At 41.8% G+C, this 24,356-nt stretch carries 22 protein-coding genes; 8 read left to right on the top strand and 14 right to left on the bottom strand.

Annotated features, from left to right (window positions below; genetic code table 11):
- Positions 1-329: 329 nt before the first annotated feature.
- On the top strand, positions 330-1,010 hold the full coding sequence (mutH, locus tag Xhom_RS11905; protein WP_069316785.1) for a DNA mismatch repair endonuclease MutH: 681 nt from the start codon (positions 330-332) through the stop codon (positions 1,008-1,010).
- 93 nt (positions 1,011-1,103) lie between these two features.
- Here the strand turns inward: mutH and Xhom_RS11900 are convergent, their stop codons facing one another.
- Entirely contained in the window at positions 1,104-1,571 is a 468-nt protein-coding gene (locus Xhom_RS11900; RefSeq protein WP_069316786.1) for a hypothetical protein, read from the bottom strand.
- Positions 1,572-1,908: 337 nt separating this feature from the next.
- Here Xhom_RS11900 and Xhom_RS11895 point away from each other — a divergent pair, with 337 nt between their 5' ends.
- Positions 1,909-4,122 (top strand): ornithine decarboxylase, encoded by a 2,214-nt coding sequence (locus Xhom_RS11895; protein ID WP_069318479.1) that lies wholly within the window; start codon positions 1,909-1,911, stop codon positions 4,120-4,122.
- 91 nt (positions 4,123-4,213) lie between these two features.
- On the opposite strand, the gene Xhom_RS11890 is transcribed toward Xhom_RS11895, so the two are convergent.
- The 4 genes from Xhom_RS11890 to Xhom_RS11875 all read right to left on the bottom strand — a co-directional run bounded on the left by Xhom_RS11890 (position 4,214) and on the right by Xhom_RS11875 (position 8,423).
- Positions 4,214-4,612: a hypothetical protein gene (locus tag Xhom_RS11890; protein ID WP_069316787.1), complete on the bottom strand. Its 399-nt coding sequence runs from the start codon at positions 4,610-4,612 to the stop codon at positions 4,214-4,216.
- 345 nt (positions 4,613-4,957) lie between these two features.
- Positions 4,958-5,464, bottom strand: coding sequence for a peptide deformylase (gene def, locus Xhom_RS11885; RefSeq protein ID WP_069316788.1), 507 nt, complete (start codon positions 5,462-5,464; stop codon positions 4,958-4,960).
- Between the two features lie 397 nt (positions 5,465-5,861).
- Positions 5,862-7,031, bottom strand: a complete 1,170-nt coding sequence (locus Xhom_RS11880) for a trans-sulfuration enzyme family protein (protein WP_069316789.1) — start codon at positions 7,029-7,031, stop codon at positions 5,862-5,864.
- Positions 7,032-7,052: 21 nt separating this feature from the next.
- Positions 7,053-8,423 (bottom strand): pyridoxal-phosphate dependent enzyme, encoded by a 1,371-nt coding sequence (locus tag Xhom_RS11875; protein WP_069316790.1) that lies wholly within the window; start codon positions 8,421-8,423, stop codon positions 7,053-7,055.
- Between the two features lie 333 nt (positions 8,424-8,756).
- Between Xhom_RS11875 and Xhom_RS11870 the strand changes: the two genes are divergently transcribed.
- Together Xhom_RS11870 and Xhom_RS11865 are read left to right on the top strand one after the other, a co-directional pair.
- Complete coding sequence (locus Xhom_RS11870; protein WP_069316791.1) at positions 8,757-9,617, top strand: lipase family protein; 861 nt, start codon at positions 8,757-8,759, stop codon at positions 9,615-9,617.
- A gap of 104 nt (positions 9,618-9,721) precedes the next feature.
- Positions 9,722-10,189 (top strand): membrane-associated Zn-dependent protease 1, encoded by a 468-nt coding sequence (locus Xhom_RS11865; protein WP_069316792.1) that lies wholly within the window; start codon positions 9,722-9,724, stop codon positions 10,187-10,189.
- Positions 10,190-10,277: 88 nt separating this feature from the next.
- Here the strand turns inward: Xhom_RS11865 and Xhom_RS11860 are convergent, their stop codons facing one another.
- Entirely contained in the window at positions 10,278-10,949 is a 672-nt protein-coding gene (locus Xhom_RS11860) for an O-methyltransferase (RefSeq protein WP_069316793.1), read from the bottom strand.
- A 282-nt stretch (positions 10,950-11,231) separates the two neighbouring features.
- Entirely contained in the window at positions 11,232-12,251 is a 1,020-nt protein-coding gene (gene galE / locus Xhom_RS11855; protein ID WP_069316794.1) for a UDP-glucose 4-epimerase GalE, read from the bottom strand.
- A gap of 196 nt (positions 12,252-12,447) precedes the next feature.
- Between galE and Xhom_RS11850 the strand changes: the two genes are divergently transcribed.
- Positions 12,448-13,191, top strand: a complete 744-nt coding sequence (locus Xhom_RS11850) for a 4'-phosphopantetheinyl transferase family protein (protein WP_232326105.1) — start codon at positions 12,448-12,450, stop codon at positions 13,189-13,191.
- A 267-nt stretch (positions 13,192-13,458) separates the two neighbouring features.
- On the opposite strand, the gene Xhom_RS11845 is transcribed toward Xhom_RS11850, so the two are convergent.
- Together Xhom_RS11845 and Xhom_RS11840 are read right to left on the bottom strand one after the other, a co-directional pair.
- The gene (locus Xhom_RS11845) at positions 13,459-14,010 is read right to left on the bottom strand and encodes a LeuD/DmdB family oxidoreductase small subunit (RefSeq protein WP_069316795.1); all 552 of its coding nucleotides are present in this window, start codon (positions 14,008-14,010) and stop codon (positions 13,459-13,461) included.
- Positions 14,007-15,305, bottom strand: coding sequence for a 3-isopropylmalate dehydratase large subunit (locus Xhom_RS11840; protein WP_069316796.1), 1,299 nt, complete (start codon positions 15,303-15,305; stop codon positions 14,007-14,009). Before Xhom_RS11840 ends, Xhom_RS11845 begins: the two co-directional genes overlap by 4 nt.
- Before the next feature lie 304 nt (positions 15,306-15,609).
- Here Xhom_RS11840 and Xhom_RS11835 point away from each other — a divergent pair, with 304 nt between their 5' ends.
- Entirely contained in the window at positions 15,610-16,530 is a 921-nt protein-coding gene (locus tag Xhom_RS11835) for a LysR family transcriptional regulator (RefSeq protein ID WP_069316797.1), read from the top strand.
- A 66-nt stretch (positions 16,531-16,596) separates the two neighbouring features.
- Here the strand turns inward: Xhom_RS11835 and Xhom_RS11830 are convergent, their stop codons facing one another.
- From Xhom_RS11830 to speA, 4 genes are all read right to left on the bottom strand, one after another.
- Positions 16,597-17,376 carry an L-threonylcarbamoyladenylate synthase gene (locus tag Xhom_RS11830; RefSeq protein ID WP_069316798.1) on the bottom strand — a complete coding sequence of 260 codons (780 nt, stop codon included), beginning with the start codon at positions 17,374-17,376 and terminating at the stop codon, positions 16,597-16,599.
- A 69-nt stretch (positions 17,377-17,445) separates the two neighbouring features.
- Entirely contained in the window at positions 17,446-17,931 is a 486-nt protein-coding gene (locus tag Xhom_RS11825) for a YbhB/YbcL family Raf kinase inhibitor-like protein (RefSeq protein ID WP_069316799.1), read from the bottom strand.
- A 210-nt stretch (positions 17,932-18,141) separates the two neighbouring features.
- On the bottom strand, positions 18,142-19,068 hold the full coding sequence (speB, locus tag Xhom_RS11820) for an agmatinase (RefSeq protein WP_069316800.1): 927 nt from the start codon (positions 19,066-19,068) through the stop codon (positions 18,142-18,144).
- Positions 19,069-19,147: 79 nt separating this feature from the next.
- On the bottom strand, positions 19,148-21,052 hold the full coding sequence (speA, locus tag Xhom_RS11815; RefSeq protein ID WP_069316801.1) for a biosynthetic arginine decarboxylase: 1,905 nt from the start codon (positions 21,050-21,052) through the stop codon (positions 19,148-19,150).
- Between the two features lie 677 nt (positions 21,053-21,729).
- Between speA and metK the strand changes: the two genes are divergently transcribed.
- Positions 21,730-22,884, top strand: coding sequence for a methionine adenosyltransferase (gene metK, locus Xhom_RS11810; protein WP_069316802.1), 1,155 nt, complete (start codon positions 21,730-21,732; stop codon positions 22,882-22,884).
- A gap of 100 nt (positions 22,885-22,984) precedes the next feature.
- On the top strand, positions 22,985-23,494 hold the full coding sequence (locus tag Xhom_RS11805) for a SprT family zinc-dependent metalloprotease (RefSeq protein ID WP_069316803.1): 510 nt from the start codon (positions 22,985-22,987) through the stop codon (positions 23,492-23,494).
- Here the strand turns inward: Xhom_RS11805 and Xhom_RS11800 are convergent.
- Entirely contained in the window at positions 23,488-23,835 is a 348-nt protein-coding gene (locus Xhom_RS11800) for a DUF6694 family lipoprotein (RefSeq protein ID WP_069316804.1), read from the bottom strand. The genes Xhom_RS11805 and Xhom_RS11800 overlap by 7 nt on opposite strands.
- Between the last annotated feature and the right edge of the window lie 521 nt (positions 23,836-24,356).

The raw sequence follows: 24,356 nt of genomic DNA, 5'->3' as shown, positions 1-24,356 counted from the left end.
AATTTATCCACAGGATATGCCTTTTAGTTAAACAAAAATCGCCTATTTTTGTAGAAAACCGTATTCATTAGAGCTGTAAATCAAACCAGTGATCCCACTTTTTAACACTTATCCCATAAATCTGTGGATAACATGGTGTAAGATCCTGTTTATTATCACTGGGAATAGGTGAACAATCATAATAAATCTATTTTTAATGGAGAGAACATAAATGAAAAAATCTTTTATATCATGCTATTATAAAAATAATCACAGTGACGATAAATTCATAATGACTTGCAACAACCCACGAGCACAATTTTTAACCAGTAAAAAATATAGTTTATAACATGTACTTTACACCGCCAAAACCACCTGAAAACGAACAACAATTACTCGAACGCGCTGATTCTTTGGCGGGTTTATCCATGGGTGAACTTGCGGCGCTAGCCAAACTCCCTATACCCCCCAATTTAAAGCGTGACAAAGGTTGGGTAGGCATGTTGCTTGAATATTATTTAGGTGCCAATGCAGGCAGCAAACCTGAGCAGGATTTTGAACATATCGGTATCGAGCTGAAAACGATCCCTGTAGATAGGAAAGGTTCTCCATTAGAAACCACCTTTGTCTGTGTTGCTCCTCTGACGGGCAACAGCGGTATTCGGTGGGAAAATTGTCACGTCAGACGTAAATTATCCCGTGTCCTGTGGGTACCTGTTGAGGGGGAAAGAGATATTCCACTTGCTGAACGACGGATTGGCTCCCCACTGATTTGGAGTCCAAATGCCATTGAGGAAGAGTTGCTGAAGCGTGATTGGGAAGAACTTATGGATCTCATTGTGTTGGGTAAAATTGAGAGCATCACCGCCCGTCATGGTGAAGTGCTGCAATTGCGCCCCAAAGCCGCCAATAGCAGAGTCCTGACAGAAGCAATTGGAGAATATGGTCAACCCATCACGACTCTGCCCAGAGGTTTTTACTTGAAGAAAAACTTTACGGCTCCGTTATTGGCACGCCACTTCTTTTTGTAACATCACAGAAATTTAAATGCCAAAATATGCTCAACGATATTTAAAGAATCTCATTCAATTTAATAAGTAGCATGACTAATATCTTAAAAATTATTATCTAAAACCTGCTAATGTCCTCAAAATATTACGGTGTTTTGAGGGAAAAATTGCATTTTTGACTTTTCTAGCCATATTTCTATCCCTCAATTTATTACATAATTGAGCAACATATTTTGGCGTCCAATAAAAATTGTGGGCATACCCAATCCGGTTAATCGGGTCTAACATCCTATCTGCTCCTCCTGCTTTTAAAATTCTGGCGACCACCGTTGAGCAATTTTTACTTAACGTATTGTAATGCATGCAAAAATGGAATATATTGTTTTTTTCATTTAACATTTTCTGTATATTCAAATCATATATTTCGTAATATACATCAGATTCTTTCCAATAAAAGTCTTCATCTACTTCATCACTATAATCCGAGAACCCTCTTATGATGACTTTACCATGAGTAGTCATATCAACAAGTTTATCCGAGATATATATTTTATCCTCATTCTCCCTTGGACCAATCAACATGGCGGCATGACCAAGCCTGAACTCATGAGATCCCGAATATCAGATAAATACTGTTGCACTGATAGCTCTATCATTTTCCATAATATTTCCCATTTTATATCAACAAATTAAATAAAACATCGAAGTAAGTCATTCACATAACATCAACCAAGGTTAAATAATCTTATAAATAAATGCCAACACAAGACATCGGATTTTATATAAATTATCTTTAAGGGTAAATTTATTAAAAACAGACTTTGGCTATCTAATTTTAAATATGGCATATTAAGTTCAACATCTGATAATAAACTACTTTTCAAAATATATTGATCTTTAGTGTAACCATATTAATATGATTAAAAAATTTAACATTGCTTGCAGCAACAATACATGTGATATTTTTAATAGTGAAAGAGAAACTATTAATATCAAAGAAACTCATTTCATTGATGTATCTGCTATTGTTATTTCATTAGAAGATGCATTAAATGGTGAGTTAGAACGTATTGAAGAAACACAATATCCAATCCCCATTTATCTTGTCCTACCTAAAAATGAAACACTACCAGTTCGTCTTTTATCACGAATCACTGGTGTATTCCAATCGGAAAAAGGTCATGAAAATTTCTATGGTCAGCAATTAGATACCACCGCTGAAAAATACGAAAAAAGCCTACTACCTCCATTCTTTGGTGCCATGACCGAATACGTTGCTCAAGGAAATATCGCGTTTGATTGTCCTGGCCATCAAGGTGGACAATTTTTCCGGAATCATCCCTGTGGCATACAGTTTTTCAACTACTTTGGTGAAACATTGTTCCGTTCAGATTTATGCAACGCAGATGTTTACATGGGGGACTTACTCATTCATGAAGGTGCTCCCTGCGATGCGCAGAAAAACGCTGCAAAAATCTTTAATGCTGATAAAACCTATTTTGTTCTTAACGGTACTTCCTCTTCCAACAGAGTCGTTCTGAATGCACTGCTGACTCCCGGAGATCTCGTTCTTTTTGATAGAAATAACCATAAATCCAACCATGTCGGCGCACTCATTCAATCAGGAGCAACACCCATATATTTAGAAACCACCCGGAATCTATTTGGCTTAATAGGAGGCATCGACTCCCACTGCTTTGAAGAAGCTTATCTACGCAACTTAATACAAGAAGTTGCGCCTGAACGCACTACTGAGAAACGACCTTTTCGTCTGGCTGTCATTCAACTCGTCACTTATGATGGCGTTGTTTATAACGCTAAGCAGGTAGTCGATAAAATAGGGCACCTTTGTGATTATATTCTGTTTGACTCCGCATGGCTCGGCTATGAGCAATTCATTCCCATGATGGCTGATGGTTCACCGTTGTTACTGGATCTCAATGAAAATGATCCGGGAATTATAGTCACTCAATCTGTCCATAAACAACAAGCGGGTCTTTCCCAATCCTCACAGATTCATAAAAAAGATCGACATATAAAAGGCCAATCCCGCTATGTAAATCATAAACGCTTCAATAATTCTTTTACCGCTCACGCTTCTACCAGCCCGTTTTATCCTCTTTTTGCGGCACTTGATGTCAATGCCAAGATGCACGAAGGGCAAAACGGTAAAAAAATGTGGATGGATTGTGTAAAAATGAGCATTGAGGCGCGAAAATTAATCTTGCAGCAATGTAAATATATCAAACCGTTTATATCCGATAACGTTGATGGCCGTCACTGGGCTGATTATGAAACTGATGAGATCGCCAATGACCTGCGTTTCTTTTATTTTATCCCGGGTGAAAAATGGCACTCATTTGATGGTTATAGCGAACAACAATATTTTGTCGATCCCTGCAAACTTTTGCTCATAACACCCGGCGTTAATGCCAATACTGGCGAATATGACAAGTTCGGTGTTCCTGCGACTGTCTTAGCCTACTTTCTACGCGAAAATAGTATTATTCCAGAAAAATATGCTCTGAATTCAATTCTATTCCTGCTCACTCCCGCTGGTAATACGGCCAAGATAGGGTATTTAGTCTCCCAACTGATCCACTTTGAACAACTACTGGAACAAGATGCCCCTTTAGAAACAGTCTTACCTTCTCTCTGTCGTAACTATCCTGAGCGTTATCGGGGTCAGACCATCAGACAACTGTGTCAAGAAATGCACTCTCTTGCCATTAATAGAAATATTAAGCAATTACAAAAAGAGATATTCCGCAAATCCCACTTCCCTAAAATTGCCATGCCCCCTCAAAAAGCCAATATTGAATTGGTTCGTGGCAATGTAGAATTAGTCGCATTGCGTGATATTGAAGGATTAATTGCAGCAGACGGTGCCGTACCTTATCCTCCAGGCGTATGTTGTATTGTTCCCGGTGAGATTTGGGGAGATTCAGTATTACGCTATTTTCTAGCGCTAGAAGAGAATATCAACCAATTTCCCGGTTTTGAACAAGAGCTACAGGGTGTTTATCTTCAGAAAGAGGAAGATGGATATACCCGTATTTATGGTTACATCATCAAATCAGATGATTACAACCCACAAAGAAGCAACTTGAAAGATAAAGAGGACAAAAAATAGGCTACTCAATTAATTGGTGGCCAATTAAGAGCCTATATCATTAGGCTCTAAGTGGCCACTTTGCCAATTTTGTGGCAAAAACCGGAATGCTTTATTTTGCTTTCAGTTTAAAGTCAAATTTGGTGCCATCCACTCTGTCTACATCTAGATCTAACTGAGATTCTGGTGCGATTTTCAACGTCGTAATGTCAATAATTCCGGATGACGGCTGGTAGTTAAGATAGATAGTACCTACCAGTGGGTAACTGCTATTGTCTCGATTTTTGATATAAATGGTACAGGCAATCTCATTACTGCTAGCTGTTGAGGGAATACAAACATACCCCATCTGACTACCCACTTTAACCGAGGAAACACGAGCATCTCTAATTCCCTCAGCATCCAATATCATCAAATAGGTACCCACCTTGGCATCAGTTGTATCTATCAAGTTCAGACCAATGAAAAAATTAGGTCGTTGATAGTTCTCAACATCATTTATTCCGATCACGATAACTCCCCTGATTATGTCATTACCATCAAATCATTCAAATTGGCGCTTTGTTGGCTGTCGGCTACGTTCACTCCCCCTAGTTGGAGATGTAATCCTTGCCGGGCGCTACAATTGGAAATCGATTAGGTATCAATATTGACCATAACTGTCTTGAACGATAAAAAGCCAAAGCTGCATTTTGAAAATGGTATACTCATTATTGTATTTAATAGCAAAATTCTAAGCTTTTTCATTCATTTTCATCATTAACAATTAAATTAATATCAATAATAAAACCACAACATTAAACAACTGGATAATATAATTAGAAAATAATCAGATAATTTCTTTTCCTGCCACCAGCTAATTTTTTCGCTCACTTAAAGACTTTTTCACTTTTTTCAGCGCCATTTGTCGTTTCAATGGTGACAGATAATCGATAAAAATAATGCCATGTAAATGATCAATTTCATGCTGCATAACAATCGACAGAAAATCGCCACTCTCTACCGTAATGGGTTTACCGTTCCGATCAAATGCTTCTACTTTCACTTTTTCAAATCTTTCTACATCCGCATAATATCCCGGTATGGACAGACAGCCCTCCTGATTCACTACACGACGCTCTTTTTCAACAATCTTAGGATTGACCAAAACCATTGGCTGATCGCGATTTGATGAAAGGTCAATAATCAAAACAGCCTCTTTCCGCCCAATCTGTGGTGCCGCCAAACCGATGCCATTGTCAGTGCTATACATTGTCTCAAACATGTCATCAATTAGCGTTTGAACTTTATCAAAATCAGTGACATCAACACATTTTTGTCTCAGTCTTTTATCTGGGATTGTGAGTATGTCTAGAATAGCCATAACTGATTCTCCTCTTTTTACAAAGTATTGATATATTTTAATAGGAAAAAAATAGATTAAAATTAAATATATCTTATTCTCAATAAGATATCAGTAATTATTCAAATCGTCTGCTATAAACCGAAAAATCTGCCAATACAATATTTCGCTCTAGTTTCCAGTTATTTTTATTAATAACAGCAATCAATGAATTTCATTCATATATTTACTTTAAAATAAAATTTTTTAGTTTACTCAATACATTACAGAGTATCTGTTTTCAACATATATATTCAGAAACAAATAACAAAATCAGTCAATACACGTTAATTAAATCGTAAAAAATGCCAATCGAGGTAAAATCGATTGGCATGCTGTATTTGGCATACTATATTATGCAGATTATATGGGCTGTTAGTTACAAACTTGCGTTTTCAAACGCCTGAGATAGATCCGCAATCAAATCATCAACATTTTCAATGCCTACAGAAATACGAACCAACTGTGGAGTAATACCTGCTGCCAGACGTTTTTCTAGTGGAATAGAGGCATGAGTCATGGTGAACGGTTGCCCCACCAGACTTTCCACTCCCCCTAAACTTTCTGCCAATGTGAATAATTGTAATTCTTGAATAAATTGACGCGTATAATCCTCATCACCTTTCAGTACGATGGAGATCATACCACCAAAACCGCGCATCTGACGCTTTGCCAGTTCATGTTGAGGGTGAGAAGCAAGGCCGGGGTAGTAAATTTTCTCAATTTGTGGCTGCTGCTCCAACCAATGTGCAATCTTCTCTGCACTGTCGATATGACGTTCCATACGCAATGCCAGTGTTCGAATACCACGCAAAACTAAGAAACTACTGAATGGATCAAGAATGCCACCGATAGAATTTTGCAGGAAAGCAACTTGCTCCGCCAACTCCTTGTTGTTACCCACGACAGCAAGGCCAGCAACCACATCAGAATGACCATTTAGATACTTAGTTGCAGAGTGAACAACAATATCAAAACCCAAATCAAGCGGACGCTGGATATAAGGGGAAGCAAAAGTATTATCCGCAACACTGATGATATTATGACGCTGAGCAATCTGTGCGATAGCAGCTAAATCAGCCAGTTTCAGCAATGGATTGGTCGGTGTTTCCACCCAAATCATTTTGGTGTCAGGCTGAATGGCCGCCTCTAGTGCTGCTGTATCCCCAGCCTCAACATAAGTGACTCTCAGGCCAGCAGTCCTGCGACGCACTTTCTCCAGCAATCGGTAAGTGCCGCCATAGAGATCATCTACGGCAATGATATGGCTATCTTTATCCAGCAACTCCAAAATGGTCGAACTGGCAGCCAAACCGGAGCCAAAAGCATAACCACGAGTTCCGTTCTCTAACTCTGCAATCGCACGCTCCAAAGCATCACGTGTCGGGTTACCACTACGGGAATATTCATAGCCTGTATGCTGGCCGGGTGCCGGTTGAGCATAAGTTGACGTAGCATAAATAGCTGGCATCACTGCGCCAGTATGGTCAGGAACATAGCCTGCGTGAACGCTTTTTGTATCAAACTTAATCTTATTAAACTTAGTCATTAATTTATTCCTGAAAAGAGATCAGTTGAGTTGTTGACGCCATGCGTTCAGCACATCGGTACGAGTAACAAGGCCAAGGAAATTATTGTCATCATCAACAATGAGAGCGACATGACCTACATCAAAAGTCGCAATTAATTGTTCCAATGGTGCTTTTTTATTGAGTGTATGAATGTGGCTCGTCATCGCTTCAGTAACAGGCAAAGAGAAATGACGAGAATTGGCTTGAATGGTATGCATGAGATCCCATTCATCAATGATGCCAACGACTTGATCATTTTCGATCACAGGTAACTGTGAAATATCATACAGGCGCATGCGGCCATGAGCGATTTGCAAAGTATCCTGCGGTGAAACTGAAACCGTTGCCCCATCCCGATAACGATAAGTGATGTAATCACTCAAATCATTTTCCTGTGGCTGTGAACGCAGTCCTTGTTCCAATAACCAGTAATCATTAAACATCTTCGACAAGTATTTGTTACCACTGTCACAGGCAAGTGTGACGACACGTTTTGGCGTTGTTTGTGTGCGGCAATAGCGTAGTGCCGCTGCCAGTAATGTTCCCGAAGAAGAACCAGCCAAAATACCCTCTGTCAGTAACAAATCCCGGGCGCTGGAAAATGCTTCTGCATCGGTAATGCGATAGGCATAATGAACTTGAGAAAAATCACCAAGAGGGGGGACAAAATCCTCACCAATACCTTCTACAAACCAACTGCCCGCTTCGTCATAATGACCATGTTCAACATAATCGGCAAGAATGGAGCCTTTAGGATCTGCAAGAATAAATTCAGTTTCAGGAGAAATTTCCTTAAAATACTGGCTCAAACCACCCAGAGTACCACCCGAGCCCACTCCCACGACAACAGCATCCACATTCTGCTCCATCTGCTGCCAGATTTCTGGACCTGTAGTCGCAATATGAGCGGCTGAATTCGCAGGATTATTGAATTGATCAATATAATAGGCTCCGCTGATTTCCTTCGATAAACGTAGCGCATAATCCTGATAATATTCTGGATGCCCTTTACCTACATCAGAACGTGTTAGGCGCACATCTGTTCCCAGTGCTCGAAGATGATAAATTTTCTCCCTGCTCATCTTATCAGGCACAACCAAAATCAGTTTATAACCTTTCATCGCTGCAACCAAAGCCAAACCTATACCGGTATTACCCGCCGTCGCTTCAATAATGGTGCCTCCCGGCTTCAGCAAACCCTGCTTTTCCGCTTGCTCAATCATTGAAAGTGCAACACGATCTTTGATCGAACCACCTGGGTTTTGGTTCTCTAACTTAATAAACAACTGACATGGACCTGTATCCAAATGAGTAAGTTCGAGTAGTGGTGTATTCCCTATCAGTTCAAGAACCGAACGTGGTGCAGCCATATTAGCCTCTTAATAATCGGTAAAATTTACAGGTAAAACTTTTACATTGAGACAGAATAACGCCGCAGAGTAATCAATTTGAAAGAACAAATAAAAACTACATATAACAAAAGGTAATTAATTAATTCGATATTGATAGATAAAACATTCTTGCTACCCCATTTTTCTTCATTAAATATTAATGCATAAAATTCAAAATATTAGCCCATAAAAAATTATATTAGCCAATCGATATATCCTCCTCAGTACCTGCAAACGCAACAAAATGGCATACACTTAATCCATCATAAAAATAAACACCCAATTAACAAATAACAAACAAATGAGGCACTTATGTATACATACAAAGAAGCCGCCAACCTTGCTGCACTCGTGTTATATGCGGCGAAAATGAATGTTCAATACTACAATGATCCAGCACCTCTCGCTGATCCGCGCATTGAAGAAGATGGATATAAAGTGATCGCGTATATTTCAGCAAATGATATCTCTTTCTCAGTAGAACCCCGAAAGAGAGAACTACCAGAGCATGTTTGTTACGGATTTATTGCAGAGAAAATAAATTCTCCTGGTGAATATGTCATTACGATACGCGGAACAGACCCTTCAAACTTGCTAGAATTTATCCATGACGGATTCATTAGTTTTACCTCACCGTGGACAAACTTCCCCGAAGTAGAAGTAAGTTGGGGTTTTTTTAGCGTTTACGACTCGATGACTCTCATTACCACTGATACTGAAAATTACCGTGACTATAGCAATCTCAAATTGGCACAAGCCATTACTCAAATTATAGGAATAACCAGCCAACTCACTATCACTGGCCATAGCCTTGGATCAGCAATCGCTGCCTATCTTATGTATGAGATAGGCCCTATGTTCCCAAATCACTCAGCCTGTTTATTTGCCAGCCCGAGAGCAGGAAACAGTGAATTTTCCAAACATGTCAGCCAGAACTTTAGTCATTTTGAGGTATTCAACTATGTCAACGATGTAATACCTCACTTACCGCCTGAAATATTCAGTTATTTATCACTAGAACATATCACTGAGTTTGAGTCTCAGACCAATATCGATATCTCAGACAACCTGTTATGCGACCACTATTTAATCAATTACATCGCCAGATTAGACTTGGATGTCTTCACAAGAGTGACAAAAAACGAGGATATTGATTCTTGTATCAACCTCTGACCATTGTTCAATTTAAGTAAGGTAACTTGATTTTTTTACCAACCACTGCAATACCTATTACCAATATATTTCATGCTATAAACTCATAAACAGGAGAATTAAAGATGAAATGGCGTGGTTATACATGCAGTGTCATGTTACTGGCAAGCAGCCTGTTTACCCCTGCATTGTGGGCAAAAGGAGAAGCACACTTGCTGTTTCACATGGGGTTAGGAGCCAGTGGCAAATTTTTTGTGGGCGGTACACTGCAAAATAAAGGCGATCAACCGGTAGCCAGTGGTTATCTGGTTGTTTTGCCCCTTAACGCAAAATGTGAACCAGAAAAACTGTCAGTACAATCATTTGATTCACTGGCTCCAGGAGAAAAAAAAGAGTTTCGTGTCCCAATTGATACTCCGCTAAGCGGTTATCGCTTAATTGGTTTTGGCGCTTATGACGATATGGGATTCACTCTCCCTACCATAGATGAAACAGCTAAAATCATTCAAGAGCGTGAACCTGATGAACGTAAAGCCTGTCAGTCAGCACGTAGTAAAACCACCGCTGAAAACAAGGTAGAAAGTCCCAAGTAACTTGGGTTTGATTGGATAAATTTGAGGATGGTCTGTTTTTTTAAGCACACCATCCTTTTTGTAGCCTATGATTTACTGCAATTTAAAATTAATCTGTGTTGACCCGTAGTAATACAAATCCATCCCAACCTTTTTCCCCCACAGTCTGTAATCCTGTCACAGTAATTCCAGGGCGGTTCAGCATTGACTCAAGAACCTGACAGACACCTTCTGTGAATTCATCGCGTTTTTCATCCAAAATCATACCGTGACGAACCATATTATCTACGATGATAACACTTCCCGGATGCCCTAATCGGATAGCCCAATCAAGATACAATGAGCTATTGCTCTTATCGGCATCAATAAAAATCAAATCAAAACTTGGCTCTGCACTCAAAGTAGGCAACGTTTTGGCTGCATCTCCCACTATAATTTTGATCTTATGTGCGAGTTGCGCCCGTTCTATATTGTGCTGTGCCACTTCAGCTACACTGGGTTCTTTTTCCAATGTAATCAACTGCCCTTCCTCGGGCAATGCCTTTGCCATACATTGGGTACTATAGCCACCCAAAGTACCGATTTCGAGAATGCGTTTTGCACCACTGATTTGTACCATCATCATCAAAAACTGCCCTTGAAGCGGAGAAACATCAATCGATGGCAATCCTTGTTTTCTGTTGTACTCAAGTGTTTGTTCGAGATGTGGGATCTTATGTAACAACGTTTTCTTGAGATAGTCGTCAACATCTGTCCACTGTTGCTGCGAGCCTGAATTCACGATCACACTCCTCTCATTGTTAAAGCCAGATATACACACCTGTTTTCAAATTTGAAAGATGAGGAATAAATCTCACCGAACCAATCATAACGATAGTTAACATAAAGATATATATCATTAAGAACTTAATAGGGTAAGTTCTAGGTAAGAAACGGCATTTTACTCGCTCAAATCTATCGGGTTATCTATACCCAATGGATCTCAAGATGCATTACAGAGGAAGGAGAAGATGAGCATAATATATGCCCATCTACTACCAAAAGAAAGACCAAAAACTTCTTCTTATTTCACCTGATACCCATTGGGATTTTGAGACTGCCAGCGCCACGCATCAGCAGTCATTTCTACGATAGTACGACTCGCCTTCCACCCTAGTTCGCGCTCTGCTTTTTCCGGGCTTGACCAACATTCAGCAATATCTCCGGGACGACGCGGGCAAATTTCATAGGGAACTGGCTGACCACATGCGTTACTGAATGCTTCCACCATCTCCAATACACTTGTGCCTTTTCCGGTGCCCAAATTGTAGATATGCAACCCCGATTTTTTGCCAACAGCCTGCAATGCAGCGATATGCCCGTCAGCCAAATCCATCACATGAATATAATCGCGAACTCCCGTACCATCGGACGTCGGATAATCATTCCCATAGACGGACAGTTTTTCCCGACGTCCTACCGCAACTTGAGCGATATAAGGCATCAAATTGTTGGGAATTCCCTGTGGATCTTCCCCCATCGTACCGGAAGGGTGAGCCCCAACCGGATTGAAATAACGCAGCAACACCACAGACCAATCATTTTCTGCATGATAGAGATCAGACAAGCAACGCTCTACCATATATTTACTTGTGCCATATGGATTGGTGGTATTGCCAACGGTGGATTGTTCCGTAATGGGGACAACATCAGGATCACCGTATACCGTTGCAGATGAACTGAAAATGATGCTTTTTACACCTGCTTTCTGCATGCTGCGTACAAGAACCAGCGTCCCATTGACATTGTTATCATAATATTCGACAGGCTTAGCGACTGATTCTCCAACCGCTTTCAAACCAGCGAAATGAATGACCGACTGAATTTGATGACGGGAGAAAATGGTATCTAGGAACGATTCATCACGAATATCTCCTTCATAAAACAGTGGCTGTACGCTAGTCAATGCCTCGATGCGAGCGAGTACTTCACGGTTGGCATTGCACAAATTATCAATGATGATCGGAGTCATTCCCGCTTCAATCATTTGGACACAAGTATGGCTACCGATATACCCTATCCCACCTGTCACCAATATTTCCACATTAACCTCTTTTTAGTCGTTCGTTTTTAACGAAATGATTTTTAACGCAACATTTCTTAGCGCAACAAAAATGTTAACAAGTAAGAGTATAAAAAGAGTTAGCGTGTTAGTGAACAAAAACTAAAATATGGCAAAATCAGGAAATCACTTTTTTGAATACTCTACGATCCAATAATTAAATCCGATGACAAAGCCGATGATGAAAGAAAGCACTTTTACCTCCGTCCAGACCACTGCGCTCAATGCTCCTTTTTTCAGGGACATACAGATAGGTTCATTGTTAGAACATCCCAATATTCAAGTTATGCTGACTTATTTTGATCAGGCTCACTATCAGGATACTTTATTTGATGAACATGGCATTACTTATCCTTTCAGATTACAGAACGCGGTCAATAAAAGGCGAGCGGAATATCTGGCAGCCCGCTACTGTACTCAACAAATTTTACACGCCTTGGGTTATCCTGACTTTCAGGTGACCAATGCCCAAGATCGTTCCCCAATCTGGCCTGACAATATTTGTGGCTCCATCTCTCATTCAGCTAACTGTGCCATTGCGTTTGCGGCTTCTAGCGATCACTACCGGATAATCGGTATTGATATCGAACAAGAGATTAAATCAGAAACAATCGAAAGTGTTGCAACCAGTGTCATCAATGATACTGAAAAGACGTTACTGACAGCATGCGCATTACCTTTTGAACAGGCGTTCACTCTCGCTTTCTCCATTAAGGAGACGCTTTTTAAGGCGCTGCATCCCCATGTGAAACGTTTTTTTGATTTTCACGCGGCTGAAATTACGTCAATTGATTGCAATGATTATTCTGTTAGCATCAAACTGCTGCAAACATTATCTGATAAGTATCAAGCTGGCTCACAATTTCACGGCAATTTTGCCCTAATGCCTCATCAGCAAGTGCTGACGTATCTGGTTGGTTAGGAGTGCTTACCTTATTGGAAAAAAACAGCCAGAAAAAACGATGAGTTGAAAGATATAAGTACATTCGAACATTTAATTCATTTAAATGTTCGGACAGCAGATTATGTGACTGGGATGAGTGAGCGTAGCCAACAAAACGGTGAAAGGTTACAAATCAGCAGCATGTTAAAGAAAACAATAGAGGCGTTTATGGGGCTTTATAACGCCAAAAACCACCGAGAATCGCAGTGGTTTTTGTATTCTGGCTCTATAATTTTTCAAAAACAGTCATTTTACCCTGCCCGTTGCCCGAGCATAAGCAAACAATCCACCTGCCGCGACAATATTTGCCAATTCACCAACAGGATCGGTAGGATATTTTTCGCCGCTTTTCAACAAAGTGATGGTCTGGTTTTCGATATCAATCTCAATACTGTCTCCAGTGGAGAGAATGTCACACAAACGTTCTTGTGCCGCAACTGGCAATAATTCTCCGGTAGAGACGCAATTGCGGAAGAAAATACGGGCATAGGATTGTGCCAAAACTGCTTGCACCCCCGAAGCTCCCAATGCTGCGACCGCATGTTCACGTGAGGAGCCACAGCCAAAGTTATGGCCTGCCACAATAATCGGATATTTTGCCTTACCCTGCTCTTCATCAATAAAAGGTAGCACCCCTTCCGGTAATCCACACATCGCCAATGAAGCCAATTGAGCGTATCCTTCCGGTGTCGAAGGGTTCACTTTCAGGTATTCCGCCGACAAGATCTGATCGGTGTCGATATTGTCAGCCAAGACATAAACCGAGCCCCTGATGACATTTTCCTTCAACGCACTCATAAAAATTCTCCCGGATTAGTAATACAGCCAGTGATGGCAGCAGCGGCAACGGCGTAAGGCGACGCCAGATAAATATTGGCACCTTTATGCCCCATGCGCCCGATAAAATTGCGGTTAGTGGTCGAAATGACTGAGATAGGGTCATTGACGCGGCCAAAGGTATCCGCTGGCCCACCAATGCAAGCCGCACAACCGGCTTCAGACGAGAGTTTCACGCCCGCATCGGTTAAGATTTGATAAACAGACATGCCATCTATTTGAGTTGTTATTGTTTTGTGGAAAACTTCTTTGGTAGCAGGTACGGCATAAGTCGGGATAGAGACTTTATTGCCCTTGAGGACACGGGCCGCCGCAATAAAATCTTCCAGTTTTCCCCCCGTGCAGGAGCCAATATATGCCTGAGAAATGGCAACGTTGGCAACCTTCTCAATCGGCACAACATTATCCGGTGAATGGGGCTTGGCAATCATTGGCTGCATGTTGGTGACATCAATGTTCAACACGCGGCTATATTGGGCATCTTCGTCAGGATAGACGATCTCAAAAGGCTGTTCGTTACGTTCTGCCAGATAATCCAGTGTCGCCTGATTAGGCACCATAATCCCGTTCTTGGCACCGCATTCAACGACCATATTACAAATCGTCATGCGCTCTTCTACGGATAACTCATCAATGACATTACCGCCAAACTCAATAGCTTCATATGTCGCGCCATCCACGGTTAATTCTGACAGAACCGCCAAAATCATATCCTTAGCCAGTACATGGGCGGGTTTGGTTCCAGTGAAATTCACCCGAATGGAGCTTGGCACTTTGAGGGGGATTTCTCCTGTGCCTAACGCATAGGCAGCATCTGTAATGCCCAATCCAATGGCAAACGTACCAAATGCACCCGCTGTAACAGTATGGGAATCGGTACCCAATAAAACCTCACCGGGGCGGGTATGACCGCCTTCCGCCAACCCAATATGGCACACCCCTTTATAGTTTGGGGTTCCCACATCGTAAAAATATTTGATGTTCTGCTCAGCGGCAAATTCACGCATAACGCGGATGTTTTGGTTAGCCTGTGGATCAGCAGAATAGACAAAATGGTCAGGGATCAGAATAAAACGTGTCGAGTCCCATATTTTGGCCTCTTGACCGAACTCTTTTTTAAATACGCTGGCGACTCCCGGTGTGCAGGGATCGTGAGACATTAGGATATCCACTTTTGCCCAAACCACTTCACCCGGTGTGACCTGCTCACGGCCACTCGCTCGCGCGAGAATTTTTTGTGTAATAGTTTGGCTCATCTCACATTGCCTCCGAAAGATTAAAATGTAGTAAAGAAAACATAGTAAAAAAATAGAAGTCTTAGCTACATTACTAACGCTTATAATAGGGAAATACCATTGTTTAGCGTACTGTTTCTCTCTTGGAACAGTCGTTCTTCAGGTGGAAAATTCCTGCGTTTTTATTCTGACACTTTTTTTGTAACGCAGTTTAGTTTTTTGATCAAAAAACGACCTTAGTTTGATTAACAAATATTGGTCATGCTCCACAGCTTCTATGATATGTTAGGCAGAATTTCTCCCAGGTAAATCATCAGGCTATTTCATGAATAATGTTGAAAATCTTACCTCGATGGTGATCTTTGCCCGCGTCGTAGAGACACTGAGTTTTACTGAGGCTGCAAAATCCTTAAGGTTGTCTAAATCTTCCGTCAGTCGCGAGATTTCACAGTTAGAGGTAAGGTTAGGCACTCAGTTACTTAATCGCACCACGCGTAAAATTCAAGTCACAGAGGTCGGACTGAGCTATTACCAGTACTGCTCCCGCATCCTGAATGAAGCCAAAAGCGCCGAACGTTTTATCCGCAATTTTCACGAAGAACCAATGGGAAACCTGCGTCTGATTGCTCCGGTATCCTTTGGCAGTCAGTGTATTGTCCCTGCCCTGAACCACTTTATCGCCAAAAATATTCATGTCAGTGTTGATCTGGAATTGACGGATAGAATACTCAATGCAACCGATGATAATTACGATATCGCAATTGTTGTCGGCCGTGAAATGCCAGAACATCCCCTCATTATGCCCCTGATTGACATCACTTGGGGGCTTTACGCCACTCCAGATTACATAAGTCAATTTTCGTCGATAGAAAAACCGGAGGATTTACCTCGCTACGATTATCTGCTGTTCCGTGGACCTGCACACACAATTTCCCTGCCATTTCGCAAAGAACGCCAAAAGCTGGATATTGAAGTCCGCAGCCGTTTTCGTATCAATAACAGTGTAGCGTTGATGAGTTCAGCACTGGCTGGGGCGGGTATTGCCTATCTGCCGGATTACATCACCCATGAAGCAGTAGCCACCGGAAAACTTATACGGTTGCTCCCTGAATGGAATATGGATATTTACCAAGCCTGGATGATGTTTAAATCAGAAAATACGCTTTCTTCACGTGTGCAGCTGTTTGCCGATACGCTGCAGCAAAAATTGCGGGGCACTCTCGGAAAGGTGGAGCAAAAAGCATAAATAAGGAAATAAATGCGGGTGCATAACTAGATAGATCCACCCGCAGAAAAATCAGTACAAATAGAATCAGTAATAATTACCGTGGCGGTAATCCCAAGTAGTAAAGATATCAGACATTATCGGCATAATCTTATGCACATCCAGTCCCTTACGGATCAACACCGGACACGGGGTAATATCACGCTGCCCATTTTGGATTGGCACTAATTTACCGTTGTCATCCACCATGGATACCATCACACCCTGTTCATAACGGGTTTGCTCAGTTTCGTTTGGTTGAATAGATTTAACATAGTCGTTGGCAGAAATAATCAAATCAGCATGCTCTTCGATACGCTCGCCGATACATTCCACCAAGCCACGATTGCCTTTACCAGACGGATTCGCAGAGCTGGCGAAAGAGAATTTACCATGATTTTCCCATAATGCTTTCGCCAGAATTTCACCCGGTTTACCAAATTTAATCACGAAACAGCTGGTGCCACGGCCGTCCATCATCAATTCTTTAGAGCCATCATCGGGAATCCGGGCGATGGCTTCTTCTTTCCACGGCAGGATGCAGCCCAACAGGACATCTTGATCCCAATGTTTTTGATACAGTTCTTCAATTTCCGGATTAAGTTGAGCCAATTCTTTCAATTGTTCGAGAGATCCACACAGAACTACGCCCGGCTTGTTGCGGTTGCGCTGTTTGGCTTCAAATTTACGCTCCAAACCTTTTGCGTCAGAAGTCATGATGATGTAACCAACTTTGGTTGGGCAGACAATCATTCCGCCTTCATTAGCAAGGATCTCTACAGCTTCCGGCTGTAATCCATTATTCCATTCAATTTTTTTATTGCTCATACTTATACCTTTTACCGGAACGAAGAATTATTAATTATCAGTTAACGCTGGAAGTTAACGTTGGGAAAGTTAGCGCTGATAGTAGCCTGTTATGCTCGCGGAGGTCAGGGTATTGGCCTGGATCATAAAGCGTGCAACGGCATTGGTTGTTTCAGCATCAATCCCTATTTTTTCTACGGCTAAAGCATGTACCGTAAAAATATAGCGATGCGCCTTATCCCCTTCAGGTGGGCAAGGGCCACCAAAACCAATCTGACCATAATCATTTCTACTTTGGATACTACCAACTGGCATTACAGCGCCATTCGTCTGACCCGCATTGGCTGGAAAATCCTGTATTTCAGCGGGAATATCAAACACAACCCAATGCCAGAAACCGCTACCAGTCGGCGCATCAGGATCATAAACAGTAATAGCGAAACTTTTTGTCTCAGCGGGTGCATTCTGCCAAGAAAGCGCAGGGGAACAATTATCGCCATTGGCACCAAACTCGTTAAATTCATGACATTTTTGCAAAAAATCATTATTCTTGAATTCAGGTGAACTGATTATCATCGGTTGTTTCCTCTATCGAATGCCTTTACGAACATCCTAGCGGAGTTTTCCGCCGCTGCAATATCCAGCCACGGTTTTGCTTGATTGTTCCAATTTGGGAACAATAGGTGAAGAATTTAGGCTATTGGAAAAAAGAAAGGGATTTATTAAACCACCGCAGATAGCGGTGGTTTTTGCAGTCAGACAGCCAGAAACCGTGTAATTTAAAAACTACACCTCTTTCTTCGAAGCCTGTAAGTAAAGCAGCTCAAGACCAATTGTTGCTGCCGCCAGAGCGGTAATCTCAGATTGATCATAAGCTGGAGCCACTTCGACCACATCCATGCCAACGATATTCAGTGGTTGCAAGCCGCGTAGGATTTTCAACGCGCGATCAGAGGTCAATCCACCAATTACTGGTGTTCCGGTGCCGGGCGCAAAAGCCGGATCAAGGCAATCAATATCGAATGTCAGATAAATCGGCAGATCACCCACAATTTCTTTGATCTGTTCCACAACATCATCAACGCTACGATCATTGACCTGACCCGCATCCAATACAGTGAAACCATTGTTCGTATCATGTTCAGTACGAATGCCTATCTGCACCGAGTGATTAGGGTCGATCAGCCCTTCGTTTGGGGCATGGAAAAACATCGTACCATGATCAAATTTACTGCCGTTCGGGTAGGTATCCGTATGGGCGTCAAAATGGATCAGCGCCATTTTGCCAAAATGTTTCGCGTGGGCACGCAACAACGGTAAAGTAACGAAATGATCACCACCAAAAGACAGCATTTTCTTGCCTGATGCCAGCACTTTTTCTGCATGTGCTTGTAACTTATCGCTCATATCCTGAGCATCACCAAAGTTGAACACCAGGTCTCCACAATCCACTACGTTCAGGCGCTTGCGTAAGCTAAAGTTCCACGGCCAGCGGCTACTTTCCCAAGCCAGATTTGTCGATACCTGACGAATGGCGGCAGGCCCGTGGCGGCTACCTGCACGGCCTGATGTCGCCATATCGAAAGGCACACCAGTAATTACCCATTCCGCATCACTAGAATAGGGTTGAAAATTCAATGGAAAACGCAGAAAACCGAAGGCATTTGAAACCAAAGAGTTATCAATTTGGTTCCCTAAAGAGCTAATACTCATAATATATCCTCGAAAGTCCCGTGCCCACTTATTGGACAATCAACATCACAGTGACACGGAGCTTGTTTACGCCAGAAAATTACTCTTCTTCCAAATAAGTATAGCCATATAGGCCATTTTCAAACTCTTGCAGGAATTGTTCCTGCAAACTTTCATCCAGAGCAGCCGATTTCACCTGATCACGAAAACGGGTTAACAACACCTGCGGCTCAAGTTTGACATATTGGAGCATATTGGCGACAGAATCACCTTCTTCGCTCTGCTGATAAGTCACTTCACCATTTTCTGCAACATAAACATCAACGGCCGCCGTATCACCAAATAGGTTATGCATATTACCCAGAATTTCCTGATATGCTCCGACCATAAAGAAGCCGATCAACGGTGGACAATCCGGATCATAAGCTGGCATCGGCATCGTTGTCGCCACCCCATCGCCATCAACATAATGGTCAACAGTACCATCAGAGTCACAGGTGATATCCAACAAAACAGCACGACGATCCAGTGGCTTATCTAACCCTTCAATTGGCAGAACAGGGAAGAGCTGATCAATTCCCCACGCATCTGGCATAGATTGGAACAACGAGAAATTCACGTAGAATTTATCTGCCATGCGCTCCTGTAATTCATCAATGATCGGGCGATGGGCACGGTTGCTTGGATCAAGATCCTGCTGAATGTGACGACAAATGTTTAAGTACAATTCTTCTGCCCATGCCCGCTCTGACAGATCCAGCATGCCGTGAGCGTATTGTGTATGTACTTCATGGAGGTCAAACTGGCTGTCATGCAACCACTCACGCAGGGAGCGCTTATTATCACCATCCTGCATTTCCTGCCATGTATCCCATAAACTTGCCAAAGGACGAGACGCATGTTCTGCTGGCGGGGTTGTATCAGTGAATTCGTTACGTTCTACCCCAATCACATTGGAAATCAAAACAGTATGATGTGCTGTAAGTGCCCGGCCGGATTCAGTAATGACAGTTGGATGTGGCAAACCGTGTTCTTCACAGGCATCACCAATTCCCCAAATAACGTTATTTGCGTATTCATTCAAACCGTAGTTAACCGAGCAGTCTGACTGAGAACGTGTACCTTCATAATCGACTCCCAATCCGCCGCCAACGTCAAAACACTGAATGTTAACCCCTAGTTTAGACAGTTCGACATAAAAACGGGCTGATTCACGTACTCCTGTCGCCACATCACGAATATTGGTAAGCTGAGAACCCAAATGGAAATGCAATAATTGTAAGCTACCCAGACGCCCTGCCGAACGTAAGGTTTCAACCAGTTGCAGTACCTGAGCCGCCGCAAGGCCAAATTTGGATTTTTCACCACCACTGGACTGCCATTTACCCGCGCCCTGCGAGGCTAAACGTGCCCGCACACCAAGACGTGGGATTACATTGAGGCGTTCGGCCTCTTCCAGCACCATCGCAATTTCAGACATTTTTTCAATAACCAGATACACCTTGTGTCCTAGTTTTTCACCGATCAATGCCAGACGAACATATTCACGATCTTTATAGCCATTACAGACAATCACCGTACCTGTCATACCGGCATGGGCCAGTACTGCCATTAATTCTGCTTTGGAACCCGCTTCCAATCCAACAGGTTCATCTGCGTTAGCCAATGTTTCAATAACACGACGTTGCTGATTGACCTTGATCGGATAAACCAGGAAATAATCCCCTTTATAACCATAAGATTCACGTGCACGCTTAAACGCCGCGTTTATAGAACGCAGGCGATGTTGCAAAATCTGGGGAAAACAAAACAATGCGGGTAAACGCAATTGTTTTTTTTCTTCCTGAACTTTCCTCACCAAATTAACAAGTTCAACTTGAGCTCCCGGTAAATCAGGATTTGGACAAACACTGACATTACCCAGATCATTGACGTAGTAATAGTTGCCACCCCAGTATGCGATGTTGTAGGTCTGTCGCATTTTGCGAGCGATATTATCATTCATGGCAGTCTCCTTCATGGAGTCGAGGTTTGCCTTCACCTGTAAGGTCAATAACCCAAGACACTATTTTATCGTGCGTATCTTGCGCATTAAAAAATGTCAGGGAACAGCATGCTCTTAGATTATAGGAACGTTTAGAGGGAACTAAACAATATATTTACTGTGTGACTATATGATGCCAACTCGATATTGCCCGCTTGCTTATCAGCTGAGAGTAACATCGAAATGAATTCATATTTGAAAGGAAGGAACAAGATGTGGATACAGCAATGGCATAATGTGGCTGTTGGCCGTTAACAATCAGCAGATAATGGTTCATAACCCCATTCACCCCACATGGCAGGCTTACTTCACGCAAGCCGATTCTCAATTGAGAAGCAGGATATATACAAATCTCCTGCAAACACTTGTAACATTAACCTGTAACATCAAGTGTAAAAACTTACTCAGTTACGCGCGCAGTTTATACCTGTAATCCAATGAAATTGCAAAATGAAATTTACCTAAAAATGAAACCGGGATGCTCCTCCCTTTTAGACTAGAAAACTAAAATGTTACGCATTGAAAGATATTTAGAATTAAAAAAACTGGTATCCTTAGCAAGAGTGACTTAAAATGGCCGTCTAGATGGTAAAACATCCACCCTTAAACCAAGATTATATTTAAGGTAACGAAATATAATGACTACACACCTTTTCACTTCTGAATCAGTTTCAGAAGGACATCCAGACAAAATCGCCGATCAAATTTCCGATGCCGTCCTTGACGCAATCTTAGAGCAAGATCCAAAAGCTCGCGTTGCCTGCGAAACTTACGTTAAAACTGGCATGGTTATGGTTGGTGGAGAAATTACTACCAGCGCTTGGGTTGATATTGAAGAGATTACCCGCCGTACAGTACGTGAAATTGGCTATACCAGTTCAGATATGGGCTTTGATGCCAATTCATGCGCAGTAATCAGTGCGATTGGCAAACAGTCTCCTGATATCAATCAGGGTGTTGATCGGGCTGATCCTTTGGAACAAGGTGCAGGTGACCAAGGGTTAATGTTTGGTTATGCAACTAACGAAACTGATGTTCTGATGCCAGCACCTATCACTTATGCACACCGTTTGGTTGAGCGTCAGGCTGAAATACGTAAAAATGGCACACTGCCATGGTTGCGCCCTGATGCGAAAAGTCAGGTAACATTCCAGTACGATAACGGCAAAATTGTCGGCATTGATGCCGTTGTGCTTTCTACCCAGCACTCCGAAGACATCCAACAAAAAGCGCTGCAAGAAGCTGTAATGGATGAAATCATCAAGCCTGTGCTACCGGCTGAATGGCTCACACCAATGACTAAATATTTCATCAACCCAACAGGCCGTTTTGTGATCGGTGGCCCGATGGGTGACTGTGGTCTGACTGGCCGTAAAATCATTGTTGATACCTACGGTGGTATGGCACGTCACGGTGGTGGAGCATTCTCAGGTAAAGATCCATCCAAAGTTGACCGTTCTGCTGCCTATGCAGCACGCTACGTTGCCAAAAACATCGTTGCAGCAGGTCTGGCAGATCGCTGTGAAATCCAAGTGTCTTATGCCATCGGTGTTGCAGAACCAACATCAATCATGGTGGAAACATTCGGCACTGAGAAAGTATCAACCTCAACATTGGTTCAATTAGTGCGTGAATTCTTTGATCTGCGCCCTTACGGCCTGATTAAGATGTTGGATCTTCTGCATCCAATCTATCGTGATACCGCAGCTTACGGTCACTTTGGTCGTGAGCAATTCCCATGGGAAGCGACAGATAAAGCAGAAATTTTGCGTTCAGCAGCAGGATTAAAATAATTCGTTGTGACCGATGAAGCCCGCAAATATTCTGCGGGCTTTTTTTATGATTAATCGATGAATTATCAAAGTATATTGAAAAAAATAGCATGCAGCCGTAATGAAATCCGTCAGTGTTCCTCTCACCTTACAACAAGCCGTTATGCGCTCCGTGCGGCAAAAACTGGCACAAGCGAGTGATTTTCTGCAAGAGGTCTTTCCTGAACCCAGTGTAACCTATCGGCAACGGGGCACGATTGCAGGTTGTGCCCGTTTGCAAGATTGGGAAATTCGTCTGAATGCCGTTTTGTTGATCGAAAACGAACAAGCATTCATTGATGAAGTGATCCCCCACGAACTAGCTCATTTATTGACTTATCATCAGTTCGGAGGAGTCTCACCACACGGGAAAGAATGGCGTTTTATCATGGAATCTGTATTTAAAGTACCTGCCAACCGAACCCATCAATTCTCTGTGCAATCCGTCCGCAGTAAGACATTTAATTATTGTTGCCGCTGTCAGCAACACGAATTGACGATAAGACAGCACAATAAAGTCCTCAGGGGAAAAAGTTGCTATATATGCCGACAATGTGGGGGAAAATTAGAGCTCAAAACTCAAAATCAATGAGTTCCCTCACTTATTGCTTTGATTTTTTCAGCTTCTTCTATGATTTGATCTGCTGTTTTTCCGTGAAGGGATCGAAAAAATTGCTGTTCCAATTTTTCTATGTCGCTATGCTGAATCTTTCCATCCTTGTTATTTTTGAACAGAGCCTCAAAATCGATATTATTAACCATAGTGACATTCAATGAATCATCAAATTTTAATTTTTTATCTTCTGATAAAGTATCTCTGATTTTTTCAATGGATGTTTTTACTGCTATTTCATTTGAACCATCAATTTTAAGTTGTCTATCACAGCCCGTTAATGTAAAACCCAACAAACAAATTACTAACAATTTTTTCATGATCAATCCCACCCATTACCATTGATGGTAATAATAGCAGAAGGCAAACAAATATACCTTTTATATCCTTTATTTTTCGATTTTCTTCTTTGTTGCCAGCACGTATGTACTCCAATCACATCGCTGGCTATACTGTTTATAATACAAAGAATTAGAGATCATCTGCCAACACTTAAGGTTGAGTAAGGATCTCTCTACATCATAAAGCAATTGAAGGCTGAATTACTCCAATAAGATAATCTAAAGATAGCAATAAAAAATCATGCTAAAACATTAGCCAAAAAACCAAATAAATATTACAAGCCATTATTAATGACAAAAATAAATATTACATCAAAGAAAAAGTTCCTCTCCTGCTAAAGTGCTCTCTTACATCATTGATTGCCTCATCAAGCTTTATATTTATTGATGCAGAACTTTTATATTTTAATTACAGTTGGCTGGGAAAATCAGAATTAGTCCGATAATAACTTCGGAATATATGTCATAGCATACAAAAAAACCAAAGTACCCGGAGATTA

Source organism: Xenorhabdus hominickii, assembly GCF_002632725.1.
GTDB classification, from domain to species: domain Bacteria; phylum Pseudomonadota; class Gammaproteobacteria; order Enterobacterales; family Enterobacteriaceae; genus Xenorhabdus; species Xenorhabdus hominickii.
This window is presented reverse-complemented; position numbering and strand designations above follow the sequence as displayed.